Source organism: Haloechinothrix aidingensis (assembly GCF_013450155.1).
In the GTDB taxonomy this organism is placed as follows: domain Bacteria; phylum Actinomycetota; class Actinomycetes; order Mycobacteriales; family Pseudonocardiaceae; genus Haloechinothrix; species Haloechinothrix aidingensis.
Genome location: NZ_JACCKD010000002.1, coordinates 122,382 through 137,750 on the forward strand (window position 1 = coordinate 122,382; position 15,369 = coordinate 137,750).

General features: G+C 70.0%; 13 protein-coding genes. 3 read left to right on the forward strand and 10 right to left on the reverse strand.

Features of this window, described 5'->3' with window-relative positions; genetic code table 11:
- Positions 1–11 precede the first annotated feature (11 nt).
- A complete protein-coding gene (locus H0B56_RS22725) occupies positions 12–563 on the reverse strand; it encodes a tyrosine-protein phosphatase (RefSeq protein ID WP_246360903.1) in 552 nt (183 codons plus the stop codon).
- A gap of 44 nt (positions 564–607) precedes the next feature.
- Here H0B56_RS22725 and H0B56_RS05140 point away from each other — a divergent pair, with 44 nt between their 5' ends.
- Positions 608–1,624 carry an endonuclease/exonuclease/phosphatase family protein gene (locus tag H0B56_RS05140; protein WP_343063761.1) on the forward strand — a complete coding sequence of 339 codons (1,017 nt, stop codon included), beginning with the start codon at positions 608–610 and terminating at the stop codon, positions 1,622–1,624.
- Position 1,625: 1 nt separating this feature from the next.
- Here H0B56_RS05140 and H0B56_RS05145 read toward each other — a convergent pair whose 3' ends face one another.
- Positions 1,626–2,768 (reverse strand): CaiB/BaiF CoA transferase family protein, encoded by a 1,143-nt coding sequence (locus H0B56_RS05145; protein ID WP_180891793.1) that lies wholly within the window; start codon positions 2,766–2,768, stop codon positions 1,626–1,628.
- A gap of 61 nt (positions 2,769–2,829) precedes the next feature.
- Complete coding sequence (locus tag H0B56_RS05150) at positions 2,830–3,981, reverse strand: acyl-CoA dehydrogenase family protein (RefSeq protein ID WP_180891794.1); 1,152 nt, start codon at positions 3,979–3,981, stop codon at positions 2,830–2,832.
- A gap of 131 nt (positions 3,982–4,112) precedes the next feature.
- Here H0B56_RS05150 and H0B56_RS05155 point away from each other — a divergent pair, with 131 nt between their 5' ends.
- Positions 4,113–4,748, forward strand: a complete 636-nt coding sequence (locus H0B56_RS05155; RefSeq protein ID WP_180891795.1) for a TetR family transcriptional regulator — start codon at positions 4,113–4,115, stop codon at positions 4,746–4,748.
- A gap of 111 nt (positions 4,749–4,859) precedes the next feature.
- Positions 4,860–6,470, forward strand: a complete 1,611-nt coding sequence (locus tag H0B56_RS05160; protein ID WP_343063762.1) for a succinic semialdehyde dehydrogenase — start codon at positions 4,860–4,862, stop codon at positions 6,468–6,470.
- A gap of 35 nt (positions 6,471–6,505) precedes the next feature.
- Here the strand turns inward: H0B56_RS05160 and H0B56_RS05165 are convergent, their stop codons facing one another.
- The 7 genes from H0B56_RS05165 to H0B56_RS05195 form a co-directional block, all read right to left on the reverse strand.
- Positions 6,506–9,535: a helix-turn-helix transcriptional regulator gene (locus H0B56_RS05165; RefSeq protein ID WP_219632351.1), complete on the reverse strand. Its 3,030-nt coding sequence runs from the start codon at positions 9,533–9,535 to the stop codon at positions 6,506–6,508.
- 105 nt (positions 9,536–9,640) lie between these two features.
- Entirely contained in the window at positions 9,641–9,904 is a 264-nt protein-coding gene (locus tag H0B56_RS05170) for a hypothetical protein (protein ID WP_180891796.1), read from the reverse strand.
- Positions 9,905–10,171: 267 nt separating this feature from the next.
- A complete protein-coding gene (locus H0B56_RS05175; protein ID WP_180891797.1) occupies positions 10,172–10,360 on the reverse strand; it encodes a DUF397 domain-containing protein in 189 nt (62 codons plus the stop codon).
- A gap of 186 nt (positions 10,361–10,546) precedes the next feature.
- The gene (locus H0B56_RS05180; protein WP_180891798.1) at positions 10,547–11,401 is read right to left on the reverse strand and encodes a helix-turn-helix domain-containing protein; all 855 of its coding nucleotides are present in this window, start codon (positions 11,399–11,401) and stop codon (positions 10,547–10,549) included.
- A 403-nt stretch (positions 11,402–11,804) separates the two neighbouring features.
- Positions 11,805–12,686: an acyl-CoA thioesterase II gene (gene tesB, locus H0B56_RS05185; protein ID WP_180891799.1), complete on the reverse strand. Its 882-nt coding sequence runs from the start codon at positions 12,684–12,686 to the stop codon at positions 11,805–11,807.
- Positions 12,683–14,107, reverse strand: a complete 1,425-nt coding sequence (gene pyk, locus H0B56_RS05190; protein WP_180891800.1) for a pyruvate kinase — start codon at positions 14,105–14,107, stop codon at positions 12,683–12,685. Before pyk ends, tesB begins: the two co-directional genes overlap by 4 nt.
- Before the next feature lie 100 nt (positions 14,108–14,207).
- Positions 14,208–15,233, reverse strand: a complete 1,026-nt coding sequence (locus H0B56_RS05195) for a 6-phosphofructokinase (RefSeq protein WP_180891801.1) — start codon at positions 15,231–15,233, stop codon at positions 14,208–14,210.
- Positions 15,234–15,369: the final 136 nt, after the last annotated feature.

The window sequence follows — 15,369 nt, forward strand, 5'->3', positions numbered from 1 at the left end:
GGAGCCGAATGTCACGTTCGGCTCCTTCTATGGAACCAAGGCCACCTTCGGCTCCCTACCTCCCACCTGTCACACCCCGCGGGCGCCACACCGGTGTCGGTCGTGCGGGAGAACAGTGCCGTCCCGGCGAGCCGTGTCGGGCCCTCCCCCGCCACCGGTCGGACCTCGTCCTCGTTGCGCAGGTCGACGATCGTGCGCACCCCCGCGTCCAGCGCCGCCCGCCACCCCGCTTCGGTGACCAGGGTCGGCTCCGCCGATCTGACGTACGCTCCGAACCGCGTGCGGTGGCCGTCCAGGGTAGGTAGACCACCGAGGTCCCTGGCGTTGTGGAATCCTTCCCAGTCCAGCTGCCTGTGTCTGCTCGCCGGGTCGTCCGCGGCGGCATCCGGCTCTCGCATAACATGCAGTATCCCGTCCCCTGCCGGTCCGTTCCCTGCCCAGGGTGGGCAAGCGGCTGCCGTGCCGCTGTCGCGTGCGCGGCATGCGGTGAACCGGCCCTGGCACCGCCCGGAAGGCATGTCCGGCAGCGATGCGCCGAACAGATGGTCGGCTGCGGCGGGCATGATCGGCGAGCGTACGCGTACGGCAGCGCATGAGGAGGTACCGCGTGAGGCGATCCCGGGAGCAGGTCCGCGGTCGCGAGCAACCCCACCCGCGGAGCACGCCCGTGGCCCGCGTCGTCACCACGAGCCTCGTCCTCCTCGCCGTCCCGTTCTGCGCCGCGGCCGGCCTGCGGTTGGTGGTCTCCGGCCTGCTGTGGACCGACGGCAACCGCTACACGACGGCCCTGCTGGCGCTGACACCGGCTGTCACGCTGGCCGGGGGTCTGCTCGGCGTGCTGGCTCTTGTCCTGCGCCGCTGGTGGATCGGCGGCGTCGTGACGGCACTCGTCGTCGCGCTGGTGGCCGTCATGCTCCCCAGGGCGCTGCCGGCCGACGGGCCGGACACCGGCGGTGCCACGGTGCGGGTGCTGTCCGTGAACCTCTTCTTCGGCCGGGTCGACCCGGAGGCCGTTGTCGAGCTGGTGCGCGAGTACGAGGTGGACGTGCTGACCGTGCTCGAGCTGCACCCGCGGACCGCGACGGAGCTGGAAGCGGCCGGCCTCGGCGAGCTCCTGCCGCACCAGCACTTCATCCCGGAGACCGCCGCGGCAGGCTCCGGGATCGCCTCGCGGTACCCGTTGGAGGAGCTGGGCGAGGTCGGCGGCTCCTGGTTCCGGCAACCGAGCGCGCGCGTGCGGCTCGACTCCGCACTGCCCGTCGAGATCGTCGCGGTGCACACGGTGCCACCCGTGACCCGGGCCGCCGACTGGCGCGCCGAGCTGCGCGCCCTGCCGGAAGCCACGACCGACGCTCCGCTACGCATCCTGTCCGGCGACTTCAACGCCACGCTCGACCATGCCGAGTTCCGGCGGCTGCTCGGCTCCGGCTACGCCGACGCGGCCGGCCAGGTGGGCAAGGGGCTGGTGCCCACCTGGCCGCTCAGGCGGTACCTCCCCGTACCGCTGGCCACACTGGACCACATCGTGCTCGACGCACGAGCCTCGGCACGGGAAGTCGATACTCCGGACGTGTCCGGCGGGGATCACCGGGCGGTGTTCGCCGAGATCGTGCTGCCCGGCTGAGTCAGGCGATCGCTCCCGCCTCGCGCAACCGCTGGAGGTCGGCGCCGTCGAAGCCGAGCTCGCCGAGCACCTCGTCGGTATCCGAACCCCGCTCGTGCGGCGGACTCGGGTGCTCGGCAGGTGTGCGGTCGAACTTCGGCGCCGGGGCGGGCTGCCGCACGCCCCCGACGTCGACGAACGTGCCGCGCGCCACATTGTGCGGGTGCGAGGGCGCCTCCTCTGGCGAGAGCACAGGTGTGATGCACGCGTCGGTACCCTCGGCGCGCGCCACCAGCTCGTCCCGGTCGTACTTGGCGATCTCGTCGGCGAGGATCTTGCGCAGCCGTGGCCACTCGTTCTGGTCGAAATGGAACGGGAGCTCGTCGGCGTCGAGTCCGAGTACCTTCACCAGGTCGCCCCAGAAGCGCATCTCGATGGCGCCGACCGCGACGTACTTACCATCCGCCGTGGCGTAGGTGTCGTAGAACGGGGCGCCGCCGTCGAGCATGTTCTCGCCACGCTCACCCGACCAGCCACCGTTCGCGCGCAGCCCGTACAGGCTGGTCGCCAGCAGCGCCGAACCGTCCACCATGGATGCGTCTACGACCTGCCCCTCGCCCGAGTGCTGCCGTTCGTACAGCGCGGCGAGCACGCCCATCGCCAGCAGCAGGCCGCCGCCGCCGTAGTCGGCGACCAGGTTCAGCGGCGGCACCGGGCGCTGCCCGGAGCGCCCGATCCGCTCCAGCGCACCCGACAGGCCCACGTAGTTGATGTCGTGGCCGGCCGAGGAGGCCATCGGACCGTCCTGGCCCCACCCGGTGATCCTGCCGTAGACCAGCGCGGGTTTGCGCGCGTGGCACTCCTGCGGGCCCAGGCCCATCCGTTCGGCGACCCCGGGCCGGAACCCCTCGACGAGCACATCGGCACGGTCGACGAGGCGCAGCACCAGCTCCACGCCCTCAGCGGTCTTGGTGTCCACACCGATGGTGCGCCTGCTGCGCATCAGCGGATCGTTGTCGAACATGAGCACATCGGCTCCCGGCTTCGCACGGTCCACCCGGATCACCTCGGCGCCCAGGTCGGCCAGCACGGTGCACGCGAACGGCCCGGGTGCCAACCCGGCCAGCTCCACGACGCGCAGCCCGGAGAGGGGGCCTGCTGCCATATGCGATCTCATCCTCTCGATGTCGTCATCCCGAACCGGGTCCTCGGGCCCGGCGAGTCCACTACAGGAACCGCGAGATGATCTCCTTCATGATCTCGTTCGTGCCACCGAAGATCCGGTTGATCCGGACATCGGTCCAGGCGCGCGCGATCGGGTACTCCGCCATGTACCCGTAACCGCCGAACAGCTGTACGCAGTCGTCGACGACCTTGTTGACCCGCTCGGTGGTCCACAGCTTGGCCATGGCCGCACCCTGGACGTCCAGCTCGCCGCGCAGGTGCCGCTCGATGCACTGGTCCAGGAACGCCCGGCTCACCGCGGCCTCTGTCGCGGCATCGGCGAGGGTGAACTTGGTGTTCTGGAACCCGAAGATCGGGCGGCCGAACGCTTCGCGCTCCTTGGTGTACTCGAGCGTCTGGTCGACGGCGGCCTCCATACCGGCCACCGCCGTGACCGCGATGATCAGCCGTTCCTGCGGCAGCTGCTCCATGAGCTGGATGAAGCCCATGCCTTCTTGCTCCCCGAGCAGGTTGTCGGCGGGCACGCGTACGTCGTCGAAGAACAGCTCGGCGGTGTCCTGGCCCTTGAGCCCGACCTTGTCCAGCACACGTCCCCTGCGGAAGCCCTCGGCCGACGTCTCCACGGCGAACAGCGACACGCCCTGCGCGCCGGCGTCCGGGTCCGTCTTGGCCGCCACGACCACCAGATCGGCGTGCGCGCCGTTGGTGATGAAGGTCTTGGAACCACTGATGACGTAACTGTCCCCGTCCCGTACCGCGCGGGTGGTGATGCTCTGCAGGTCCGACCCGGTGCCGGGTTCGGTCATCGCGATCGCGCCGACGTACTCGCCCGAGCACAGCTTGGGCAGCCATTCCCGCTTCCTCTCCTCCGAGGCGTAGGCAAGCAGGTAGTGCGCCACGATCCCGCTGTGCACGCTGACGCCCCACGCGCCGTCGCCCGCGCGTGCCTGTTCCTCGAAGAGCACGGTCTCGTGTGCGAAGGTCCCGCCGCCACCGCCGTACTCCTCGGGAACGGACAGGCCGAGCAGGCCGACCTCCCCCGCCTTGGTCCACAGCTCGCGGTCGACCTGCTTGTTCTCGATCCACCGCTCCTGGTTCGGGGTGAGTTCCTTCTGGCAGAAGGTCCGCGCCAGCTCCCGGAACGCCTCGATATCGGAGTCACTCCACGAGCTTGACGGAAGTTGCAGCGCCATTCCTCAGGCCTCCTGTGCCTCTCGCGCGGGACACGTCCCATGCGGGTGTCGACTAGAAAACATTCCAATTGGAAGGTAAGTTCTACTCGGAATGTACAGTGCACTCGTCGGGCGATCAAGGGAGGCGTGACGTGGGCAGTGCCGAACCGTCCAAGGACACCTCGGAGCGAGGCGTCCGGGGCCATCGCACCCAGGCCGAGCGCAGCGCCCATACCCGCGCCGCGCTGCTCGACGCGACCATCGACTGCCTGATCGAGCTGGGCTACGCGCGTACGTCGGTACACGAGATCTGCGCGCGCGCCGGCGTGTCCAAGGGTGCCCAGCAACACCACTTCACGACCAAGGCCGACCTCATGGCGGCAGCCGTCGAGCACCTCACCCATCGCATCGGCGAGGAGATCGTCGACGCCGCGGGGAGCCTCCCGCCCGGTCCGCAACGGGTCGAACGAGGCGTGGAGCTGCTCTGGCAGGGGTTCTCGGGCACACTCTCGGCAGCCGTGATGGAACTGTGGGTCGCCGCACGTACCGACGCCGAGCTCAAGGCCGCGATCCGCCCGGTGGACCGCGCGCTCGGCAAGTCGACCTTGGCACTGTTCACGTCCCTGACCGGCGAGAGCCCCTCGGAACGGACCGAGACGCTGTTCTGGCTCACCGTCAACCTCATCCGCGGTCTCGCCCTCGACGCCGAGATCGGCGGGGACGCGGTGCGCCGCAAGCAGCTGCTCGAGGAATGGAAACGCATCCTGGTCGGCACGGAAGCGCGCTGAGGGACCTCGCTGACGGCCGTGACCACGCGCGTGCGGACGGGCAGCTTGGTTCAGCGCCGTACCGCCAGTATGCTCACCGGGAGAAGCTACCCACGAGTAACGGGAGGCGTCGTGACGAGCACCCTGCCGGCCAAGGCCGCATCCAGCACCAGCCAACGCGGCACCATCGGTGGCGTGCCGGGCGCGCCGTCGCGCACCCGCGCACAGGCATTGCTCGCCCGTGTCACCGGCGGTAACGACACCGGCGGGACCGAGATGCAAGCGCCGTTCACCGGCAACCCCATCGCCACCCTTCCGCAGGCGACCGACGCCGAGGCACGCGCAGCCTTCTCCGGGGCACGCCAGGCCCAACGCTCCTGGTCAGCGGTTCCCGTCGCGGAACGGCAACGAATCCTCCTGCGGCTACAGGACCTCATTCTCGACAGGCGGGACGAGGTGCTGGATCTCATCCAGGCCGAGACCGGAAAGTCCCGCATGGACGCGTTCGACGAGGTCGCGGCGGCGGCACTGTGCGCGTCGTACTACGGCAAGCACAGCGCCAAGCTGCTCGGCGCGAAACGGCGGGCCGGAGTGCTGCCGGTACTGACAAGGACGAGCGAGGTCCGGCACCCCAAGGGGGTCGTCGGCATCATCTCGCCGTGGAACTACCCGCTCGCGCTCACCGCGCTGGATGTCCTGCCCGCTCTGGCCGCGGGCAACGCCGTTGTACAGAAACCGGACAACCAGACTTGCCTGAGCGCGCTCTGGCTGCACGAGCTGGCATGCGAGGCGGGCCTACCCGAGGACGCGTGGACGATCGTGCTCGGCCGCGGTTCGGTGATCGGCGACGCGATCGTCGAGGAGTCCGACTATGTCGGCTTCACCGGGTCGACCCCAACCGGCAAGCGGCTGGCCGGCCAGATCGCCGAGCGGCTCACCAGCTTCTCCCTGGAGCTCGGCGGCAAGAACCCGATGATCGTGCTCGACGACGCGAAGGTGGATGCCGCCGCCAAGGGCGCCGTGACCGCATGCTTCTCGTCGGCAGGGCAGCTGTGCGTGTCGGTGGAGCGGATCTACGTGCACGAGTCCGTCAAGGAGGAGTTCACCCGCGCGTTCGTCGCACAGACCGAGCGGCTACGGCTCGGAGCGGAGCTGGACTTCAGTGCCGACATGGGGTCACTGACCTCGGCCGACCAGCTCGACACGATCACACGGCACGTCGAGGACGCGCGCGGCAAGGGCGCCACCGTGCTGACCGGAGGCCGGGCGAGACGCGAGCTCGGGCCCCTGTTCTACGAACCGACGGTGCTCACCGATGTCACGCCGGAAATGACCGTCTACGCCGAGGAGACCTTCGGGCCGGTCGTGTCGATCTACGGATACACCGACCTCGATGAGGCCGTCGACCGCGCGAACGCCACGGCCTACGGGCTCAACGCGAGCGTGTGGTCCCGCGACGGGGCACGCGGTCGAGCTGTCGCGGCCCGGATCCGCGCAGGGACCGTCAACGTCAACGAGGGTTTCGCGGCGAGCTTCGGATCGATCGATGCCCCGATGGGCGGCGTCGGCGACTCCGGCGTCGGGCGGCGCAACGGTGCCGACGGGATCCTGCGCTACACCGAGTCCCAAACCATCGCCGCCCAGCGCGGGATGCGCCTGCGTCCGTTCCGCGGCATGCCACCGAAGCTGTGGACCAGGCTCATGTCCCGTGGCGTCAAGGCCATGCGGCACCTACCGCGCTGAATGACGCTCTCACTCCTCGTCATGGACCGAAAGCGTCATTCAGCGTTCAGCAGGCCGCGGTCGTAGGCGAGGGCCACGGCCTCGGCGCGCCTGCTCGCGCCGAGCTTGGCCATCGTGCGGGACAGGTGCACGCTGACCGTCTTCTCGCTGATGTAGAGCTCCGCCCCCACCTGGCGGTTCGTCCGGCCGAGGGCTACCAGCTCGAGTACGGCCCTCTCCCGTTCGGTGAGCGGGCCGGTGCCCGCTGCCCGGGGGGCCTGCCGTCCCGGAAGCGTCACCCGCCCGCGCGCCGCCGTCGCGCGGACCGCATCGCGCAGCGGGACGGCACCGATCCGCTCGGCGACGGCATGTGCCTCCGCCAGCTGCTCGGCGGCCGGCTCGGCGTCGTGCGCGTCGAGCAACGCCTCCGCACAGCGCCACCGGCACACCGCCTGGTCGTACACCGGCCCGTAGCCGAAGGCCTCCACAGCCTTCGCCCACAGTCCGGCGTCCGAGCTACCCCGCAGCCTGGTCGCCTCGGCTTCGGCACGTACCTGCCAGGCCAGGGCCTCCGGACCGACCGGTCGTATCGCCGTCCCGGGCGCCGGATCCACCTCACCGGCCCGCGTATCCAGCACACTCCTGGTGTGTGCGAGCAACCGCTCACCGGCACCCACCGCGTCGTGCTCGCCTGCGCGGTCGAGACGCAGGCGGTGCTCGCCTGCCTGGGAGGCCGCCGCGGCGATGCCCAGCGCCGCCACCCGCACGCAGGCGAGCAGCCCGGGGACGTGCTCGTCGAACCACGCGATGCCCTCCTCCGCGCGACGCACCGCGACGGAGTACTCCCCCTGCCAGAAGGCAACATCCGTGCCGACCGCCGCAGCCGCGATGGCGATCAGGAGCTCGACCCGCACGTGCGGGCGCATCTCCTCCACCAGCCGCAGCGCGTCCTCGAATCGGCCCTGCCCGGCGAGCACGTGGGCGATCGGCCCTGCGAGCGACGCCGCCGTGATGCTCGACAACGCGTTCCGGTTCGGCTCGGCGGCGTCGATGCCGCCCCACTCGCCCCGCACGTATCGCAGGTGCAGCTGCCGCACCCGGGACTCCACGCCGTAGGTCGTCAACCCGGCCCCGATCGAGGCACCCCGCGCGACCGCGTCGTCGAAGACGGCGACAGCCTCGTCGAGTTCGCCACGCTCCTCGTATCCGAGGCCGAGATAGTAGCGCGCCATCATCTCCGTACCGACGGCGTGTGACTCGGCCGCCTTGTGCTGCGCCGTCCGGAGGTACTCGCGGGCCGCCGTGGAGTCGCCCCCGTGCTCGGCGAGCCTGCCTATCGTGATCAACGAATCCGCCTCGGCGCCACCGAGGTCGTAGGTGCGCGCTTCCGCGAGCGCACCCTGCGCGCTGGCCAGCGACTCCTCGAACTTTCCCCGACCGCGGAGTATCCGTGCGCGTACCGCGAGCACCCAGGTCCGGGTATGGCTCGGCTCGGCATCGGCGACGAGGTCCCAGGCACGGTCGATCACCGACGCCGCCTCGTCCAGCGAGGCCGTCATGCCGAGCAACGCCCGGCCGAGACGCAGGTGGATCTTGGCAGCCTCTTCCCCGCTGACCTGCGCGGCACTCGGCTCGCTGAGCAGGTCGACCGCGGCACGCGCGTAGGAGATGGAGCGGTCCGGCTCGCCTGCGACTCCCGCGATACGCGACGCCTTCCTGGTGAGCTCGAGCTCAGTCACGTCGTCCGGGCGCCGCTCCGGCGGCACCGCGTCCCACACCCGCAACGCTCGCTCGATGTGCTGCAGTGCCGAGCCCGGCGCGCCGAGCGCATCGGCCTCCTGTGCCGCGCGCAGTGATGCCTCCAGCGCCGTTGGCAGGTCGTTGCTCTCGAAGCTGTGATACGCCAGCTGCGCGGCAACGCCACTGCGCCGCATCCCGACCAGCCTGCGCGCGTACGCGGCGTGCATCCGGGTGCGCTCGCCGGGAAGCAGGTCCGCGTAGACGGCCTCGCGCAGCAACGCGTGGCGGAACGCGTAGTAGCCGTTGTCCACGACGAGCACGCCGTGCTGGACCGCTTCACGCAGGGCGCTTTCCAGCTCGAGCTCATCGATCCCGGCGACATCACTCAGTGCGCCGTGCGCCACCCCACCGTGAGCCACCGAGATGACCCGGATGAGCTGGCGCGCGACGGCAGGCAGGCGTTCCACCCGCGCGAGCAGCACCTCCGCGAGACCCGCCGGCACCTCGTGCTCGCTCTCCGCTCCCGAGGCGACCAGCTCCTCGAGGAAGAACGCGTTGCCCTCCGCCCGCCGCACGATGTTTGCCGCGGTGTCCCCGGCCAGCTGCCCGTCCGATATAGCCGCGATGAACGCGTGGGCATCGTCCGCGGACAGCGCGGACAACTCCATCCGGTCCACCCGTCCTGCCCTGCTGAGCTCGGCGACCAACGGGCGCAGCGGATGCCTGCGGTGCACGTCGTCGTGCCGGTAGGTCGCCAGCAACAGCAGGCGCTGCGACCGCAGCCGGGCGCACAGGAAGGCAAGCAGGTCGCGCGTCGAGCTGTCCGCCCAGTGCAGGTCCTCGACGACGAGCACGACGAGGCGCTCGTCGGCGAGCTCGGTCAGCGCGTGCACGACGGCGTCGAACAGCTGCAGCTGGCCGATATCCTGCTCGGCGTTGGGGCGGCGCATCGTCTCGTGCTCGACGGTGAACGGGGAGGAGTCCGCTGTGGCAGGGGTCGGCTGGACGAGCTGCGGGAACAGCCGCCCGAGCGCAGGCCGGGCCCGCAACACCCCGCGCAGCTCTCCACTCTCCGGAATCGCCAGCGGCGCGAGCGCGTCGGAGAACGGCAGGTACGGCAAGGAACCTTCGGACATGTCGACACAACGACCGGTCAGGACCAGCGCGCCGTACTCCGTCGCGCGCCGGCCCAGCTCGGCGACCAACCGCGACTTACCCATGCCGGCCTCGCCGGACAGCAGGATGCCGCACGCGTCACCGTTGTGGGCTCGCTCCAGCGCGTCGACGAGTAGCCGCAGCTCCGTACGCCTGCCGATCAGTGGAATTCCGGTCCCCAGTCGAGGCATACCCCGTATTGTCACCCGGACCACCGACAGCCGCGGTACGGCACACGGTCCACCCGGTGCGCCGGGCACGGGCACGCCACGGCACCCCGGGTGCGAGCCCGGCCGTCAGCAGGCCGCGCACGCGCCGGATCGCGCAACCGGCGTCCGTTCCCGGCCGGCCCCCCACTTCCGGCCGGGAGCGTCGTCGGCTCCGGACGCGCCCCGGCCCTGATCTGCTCGTCCGGTCCTGCGACGCCGCTCGGCACGATCGGCCCTCGCCCGTGCGCGAACCTCCCGCGTCCTGCGTATCGCCTCCGCGTCCGCCGCGAGCTGCTCGCGGCGGTAGGCGACCTCGGCGCTCCACCCGTCGACCGGCGTGTGCTGCTCCATGACCCCGCCTCCCTACGGCCGATCGACGGCCGCTCGACGATCACTGCGTTCGACCTGCAACGCAAGAGTCGTCCTGAGGGCGGGCCCCCGGCATCGGGAAATCACGCACCGTCGGCACGAGTGTGGCGGCGTGCTCCCTTACCCGAACACCTCAGCAGGCTCGGAGCACCCGTAAGCCCTGGTAAGGGAACACGCGCCGCCCGGATCATCACGGCGCCACGCGCTTCCGGAGGCGGCGGGGAACAGCTCCCGCCTGCCGAGTCAGGATCACACGGTCGGGTCCCACTTGAGTGCGGCGAGCAAGCTGTACCAACCCGACTCCGGGACGACCAGTACACCCTCGCGAGGGCGTTTCGAGTCGCGTATCAGGGCCGCGCCGCCGTCGTGGGCGACCTCCACGCAATCGTTCCCGCCACCGCTGTGCCGGCTCCTACGCCACCGCGCACTGTCGATCATCAACTCCCCGCTCCTCGTTCCGGCTCCTCATATCCCCTGCCGTGCCACCGCGCCCGCGTGGACGATCGGCGACCCGTCATGTCACGAGTGACCTCGCTGCGCGGACTCTCGCACACGCGCCAGCCCGACTCAATGGTCGTCACCGTCCGTTGTCGACCCGTCGCAGCACGCGTCGCGCGATCCCGCTCAACGACCGTGCGCGGCTCCGGAGAGCTTGTCCAGCAACCGCGTGGAGTCCTCGTGACCGAGTGCGTGATACCGGAGATGGTCGAACATCACCGAGTATCGCTCCACCTCGTCCGGCTCCTCGAGGCACACACCACCCGTCGTGCTGTCCACGTACACGACGTCGGGGTCGGCCCGCTCGGGGAATCCCAGGATGAGGAACGGTCCTTCCATTCCCGAGTGGGCTCCCGCGTCGAACGGCACGACGCGGAGCGTGACGTGCGGCAGCGCAGCGGCCTCGCGCAGGCGGAGCAGCTGCTCGCTCATCACGTCACGCCCGCCGACGACCCTGTGCAGGACGGCCTCGTCCATCACGGCCTCGTACGACGGGGGTGACTCGTCGGCCAGGAGGCGTTGCCGCCGCATACGCGCCGAGACGCGGCGCTTGATCTCGGCATCCGGTGCGTGCGGGCGCATCGCCCTGATCACGGCGTGTGCGTATCGCCTGGTCTGCAACAAGCCGGGTACCAGCAACGCCTGGAACGCCCGTAGCGAGCTCGCGTCCGCCTCGAGACCGACGAACGAGCCGGTGAACACCTCGCTGTAGGAGTGCCACCAGCCCCGCGTGCGGGCCTCGTGTGCCAGCTGCACCAGCTCGTCCGACTCGCGCTCCCCGACGCCGTAGAGCGTCAACATGGCCCGCACATCCTGCGGCCGCACACCGACGTGCCCGGTCTCGATCCGGCTGACCTTCGACGTCGAGCACCGCAGGCGGTCACTCACCTCACCGATCGTCAGCTCGGCTGACTCACGCAGCCTGCGCAACTCACTTGCCAGCCGGCGACGGCGCACCTCGGGCCCGTGACCTCGTGCCATAGCGGCACCTCCGCATCCCTCCTGGGGTTTCGCGACCCTCCGTAACAGTCTCCACGGGACCATCCAACCAGCCGGGCGAAGCTGCCGAGTCACGATCCACCCGACGCGCCGGGGCACCTAGTGCAAGTTGCACTCCGCGTGTGTACACTCGCATCCGCACCCTACGGTGGGCGTGAGTCACGCGCACGTCCTCCACTATCGGCGGCGACCCTCCCCAGGTCCCCCTTCGTCGCCGGAACGGGGTGCACTGGAGTCCGGGGTCGCAAATCCCCCGACCGGCCCCGGACTCCTTTATTTCCCGTTCCTCACCCGCGCCGGAAGCCACCAGCGCACGGCTCCGTTGCCTGCCCGGTCACGCCGCGGCCCGCGTCAGCGTGCTGCCGCCGGCTGCGGACCCGCTGCCTCACAGCACGCGCAACAGGCCTTCCTGCACCACCGTCGCGATCAGCCTGCCGTCGCTGTCGAAGAACCGGCCCGTTGCCAGGCCACGCGCACCGGAGGCGGTCGGTGACTCGGTGTCGTAGAGCAGCCACTCGTCGGCACGGAACGGCCGGTGGAACCACAGCGCGTGATCGAGGCTGGCGCCGAGCACCTTGTCCATCTCCCAGTACACGCCATGCCTTGCCAGCGCCGAGTCGAGCAGGGTCATATCGGAGGCATAGGTCAGCACGCACACGTGTAACAACCCGTCATCGGGCAGGCGACCGTCCGCGCGCATCCACACCTGGTTGCGCCCTTCCCTACCGCCGTTCTCGCGCGTGACCCACGGTGGGTCGTTGACGTAGCGCAGGTCGATCGGGCGTCGCCTGGCGTGGATCCCGAGCCTGTCCTCGACGCCGCTGAGCCGTTCCGGCAACGTCGGCAGCGACTCGGGGGGATCGACATCCGGCATCTGCACAGCGTGCTCGATGCCCTCCTCGGCCAGGTGGAAGGACGCCGACAGCGCGAAGATGGCCTTGCCGTGCTGGATGGCGACAACCCTGCGAGTGGTGAAGGAACGCCCGTCCCGGATGCGATCCACCTCGTACAGGATCGGCACGCTCGGGTCCCCACCCCTGATGAAGTAGGCGTGCAGCGAGTGCACGCCTCGTTCGGCGGGCACGGTACGGCCCGCGGCGACGAGTGCCTGGCCGGCCACCTGCCCCCCGAACACCCGCACCGGCGAGTGCTCGGGGGAGATGCCCCTGTAGATGTTCTCCTCGATCTTCTCCAGGTCGAGCAGGCTCACCAGCTGGTCGACAACCGTCTGGTCATCGGCACCCTCCGCATCGCGGGCACCGCTCATGCGTGGTCCTCTTCCCCGAGCCGGTGCACCCGGATCAGGTTGGTCGACCCGACAGTTCCCGGCGGCGACCCCGCCACGACCACCACAAGGTCACCGGGCTGGTATCGCGGGTTCGCCAGCATGGCCTGGTCGACCTGTCGCACCATGGCGTCCGTCGAGGCCACCGGATCCACGATCTGGGCCGAGGTACCCCAGGTGAGAGCGAGCTGGGACCGCACGCTTTCCAGCGGTGTGAAGGCCAGCAACGGCAACTTGGTGTGCAGCCGGGCGAGCCGCCGCACCGTGTCGCCGGACTGCGTGAAGGCGACCAGCGCCTTGGCGTTGAGCCGCTCGCCGATGTCCCGTGCCGCGTAGGACAGCACCCCGCGCTTGGTCCGGGGCACATGGCTCAGCGGCGGCACAACGGTCGACTCGGCTTCCACAGCCGTGACGATCCGGCTCATCGTCTCGACCGTCTCGATGGGATACCGGCCGACACTCGTCTCCCCGGAGAGCATGACCGCGTCGGTACCGTCCAGCACCGCGTTGGCCACGTCCGAGGCCTCCGCCCGTGTCGGCTGGAAGCTGTCCATCATCGAGTCGAGCATCTGGGTCGCCACGATCACCGGTTTGGCGTTCTCCCGCGCCATCTGGATCGCTCGCTTCTGTACCAGGGGAACCTGCTCGAGCGCCAGCTCCACGCCGAGGTCGCCGCGGGCGACCATGACGCCGTCGAACGCCAGGACGATGGCTTCCAGGTTGGCGACGGCCTCCGGTTTCTCCAGCTTGGCGATCACCGGCACGCGCCGCCCGCCGACCCTGTCCATCACCTGGTGGGCAAGGTCGATGTCAGCAGGCGAGCGCACGAACGACATCGCGACGAAGTCGACACCGAGCTCCAGGGCGAACTCGAGGTCGGCGATGTCCTTTTCGGGCAGCGCGGGCACCGACACATCCATGCTGGGTAGGGACACGCCCTTGTTGTCACTCGGCTCACCGCCCTCGGTGACCTCGCACACCACGTCTTGCCCCTCGACAGCGGTAACGGTCAGACCGATCCTGCCGTCGTCGACGAGTAGGCGGTCACCCGGCTTGGCATCGTTGGCCAGGCCGGCGTAGGTCGTCGACACTCGCTCCGGAGTCCCCACGACGTCCTCGACCGTGATACGCACGGTGTCCCCGGCGTGCCATTCGACGGGACCCTGGCCGAAGGTCCCCAGCCGGATCTTCGGCCCCTGCAGGTCGGCCAGGATCCCGATCGGCTCGCCCGTCTCGGCGGCCACATCCCGGATCAGGTCATAGGCTTGCTTGTGGTCACGGTGGGCGCCGTGGCTGAAGTTCAGCCGCGCCACGTTCATTCCGGCGTCGATCAGGCTCCGCACCTTCTCCCTCGTAGCGGTGGCGGGGCCGATCGTGCAAACGATCTTCGCGCGTCGAGTCACGTTCACACACCTTAGCTTCGACGCCTGGACCGATCCAGCGCCGGTCACCCGAACCCGGCGAGAACGGCCGGGCACGGAACCGTACGTACCTCAGGAACCGTCAACCGAAGAACACCTCCGCCTCGGCGTAGCGGTCCGGCGGCACGGTCTTGAGCTCGGCTGTCGCCTCGGCCAGGCCGGCACGGTGGATCTCGGTACCCCGCAACGCCACCATCGTGCCGAAGTCGCCCTCCGCGACGGCGTCGACGGCGTGCAGGCCGAAACGCGTCGCCAGCACCCGGTCGTAGGCGGTCGGGGTGCCACCACGCTGGGTGTGCCCGAGCACGACCGCGCGTGACTCCTTGCCGGTTCGTTCCCCGAGCACGTCGGCCAGCCATGTGCCCACACCACCGAGGCGGACGTGCCCGAACGCGTCGGTCTCGCCCGAGTGCAGGACCTGCTCACCGTCCTCCGGAACGGCGCCCTCGGCGACGACGATGATCGGCGCGTACATCCGCTCGAACCGGCTCTGCACCCACTCGACCACCTTGTCGACCGCGAACGGGCGCTCGGGGACGAGGATCACGTTGGCCCCTCCCGCCAGCCCGGAGTGCAGCGCGATCCACCCCGCGTGCCTGCCCATGACCTCGACGACGAGCGCCCGGTGATGCGACTCGGCCGTGGTCCGCAGCCGATCGATCGACTCGGTCGCGATGTGCACCGCGGTGTCGAACCCGAAGGTGTAGTCGGTGGCCGCGAGATCGTTGTCGATGGTCTTGGGCACACCGACGACCCCGATACCTTCCTCGGACAGCTGCTTGGCCACCCCGAGCGTGTCCTCGCCGCCGATCGCGATCAGCGCCTCGACACCCTGGTCGGCGAGCACCTTCTTGATCGCGTCGACCCCGCCGTCCTGCTTGTACGGGTTGGTTCGCGAGGAGCCGAGGATCGTGCCGCCCCTGCTCAGGATGTGGTCTACATCGGTCAGTCCGAGTGGGACGCTCCTTCCGGTAAGCGGCCCCTGCCAACCGTCCCGGAACCCGAGCACGTCCCAGCCGAGCTTCTCGGTGCCCTTACGGACGATCGCCCGAATCACCGCGTTCAGGCCGGGGCAGTCCCCGCCACCCGTGAGTACTCCGACGCGCATCGAACCTCCGCTTGTCTACCGTCGCCACGTGTCACAGCCCGGGCTTACCCGGAGCGAAACACGGTGTCCTACCCCGTGACAGAGTGAGCCGGCCGGTGAGCCAGCTCACTCGTCCCGCCCCCACCCTAGCGGGACC

Bases quoted from the DNA above. Each gene is read 5' to 3' on its own strand.
- H0B56_RS22725 (WP_246360903.1), bottom strand. From the start codon at position 563: ATGCCCGCCGCAGCCGACCATCTGTTCGGCGCATCGCTGCCGGACATG.
- H0B56_RS05145 (WP_180891793.1), bottom strand. From the start codon at position 2,768: ATGGCAGCAGGCCCCCTCTCCGGGCTGCGCGTCGTGGAGCTGGCCGGG.
- H0B56_RS05150 (WP_180891794.1), bottom strand. From the start codon at position 3,981: ATGGCGCTGCAACTTCCGTCAAGCTCGTGGAGTGACTCCGATATCGAG.
- H0B56_RS05165 (WP_219632351.1), bottom strand. From the start codon at position 9,535: ATGCCTCGACTGGGGACCGGAATTCCACTGATCGGCAGGCGTACGGAG.
- H0B56_RS05170 (WP_180891796.1), bottom strand. From the start codon at position 9,904: ATGGAGCAGCACACGCCGGTCGACGGGTGGAGCGCCGAGGTCGCCTAC.
- H0B56_RS05175 (WP_180891797.1), bottom strand. From the start codon at position 10,360: ATGATCGACAGTGCGCGGTGGCGTAGGAGCCGGCACAGCGGTGGCGGG.
- H0B56_RS05180 (WP_180891798.1), bottom strand. From the start codon at position 11,401: ATGGCACGAGGTCACGGGCCCGAGGTGCGCCGTCGCCGGCTGGCAAGT.
- tesB (WP_180891799.1), bottom strand. From the start codon at position 12,686: ATGAGCGGTGCCCGCGATGCGGAGGGTGCCGATGACCAGACGGTTGTC.
- H0B56_RS05195 (WP_180891801.1), bottom strand. From the start codon at position 15,233: ATGCGCGTCGGAGTACTCACGGGTGGCGGGGACTGCCCCGGCCTGAAC.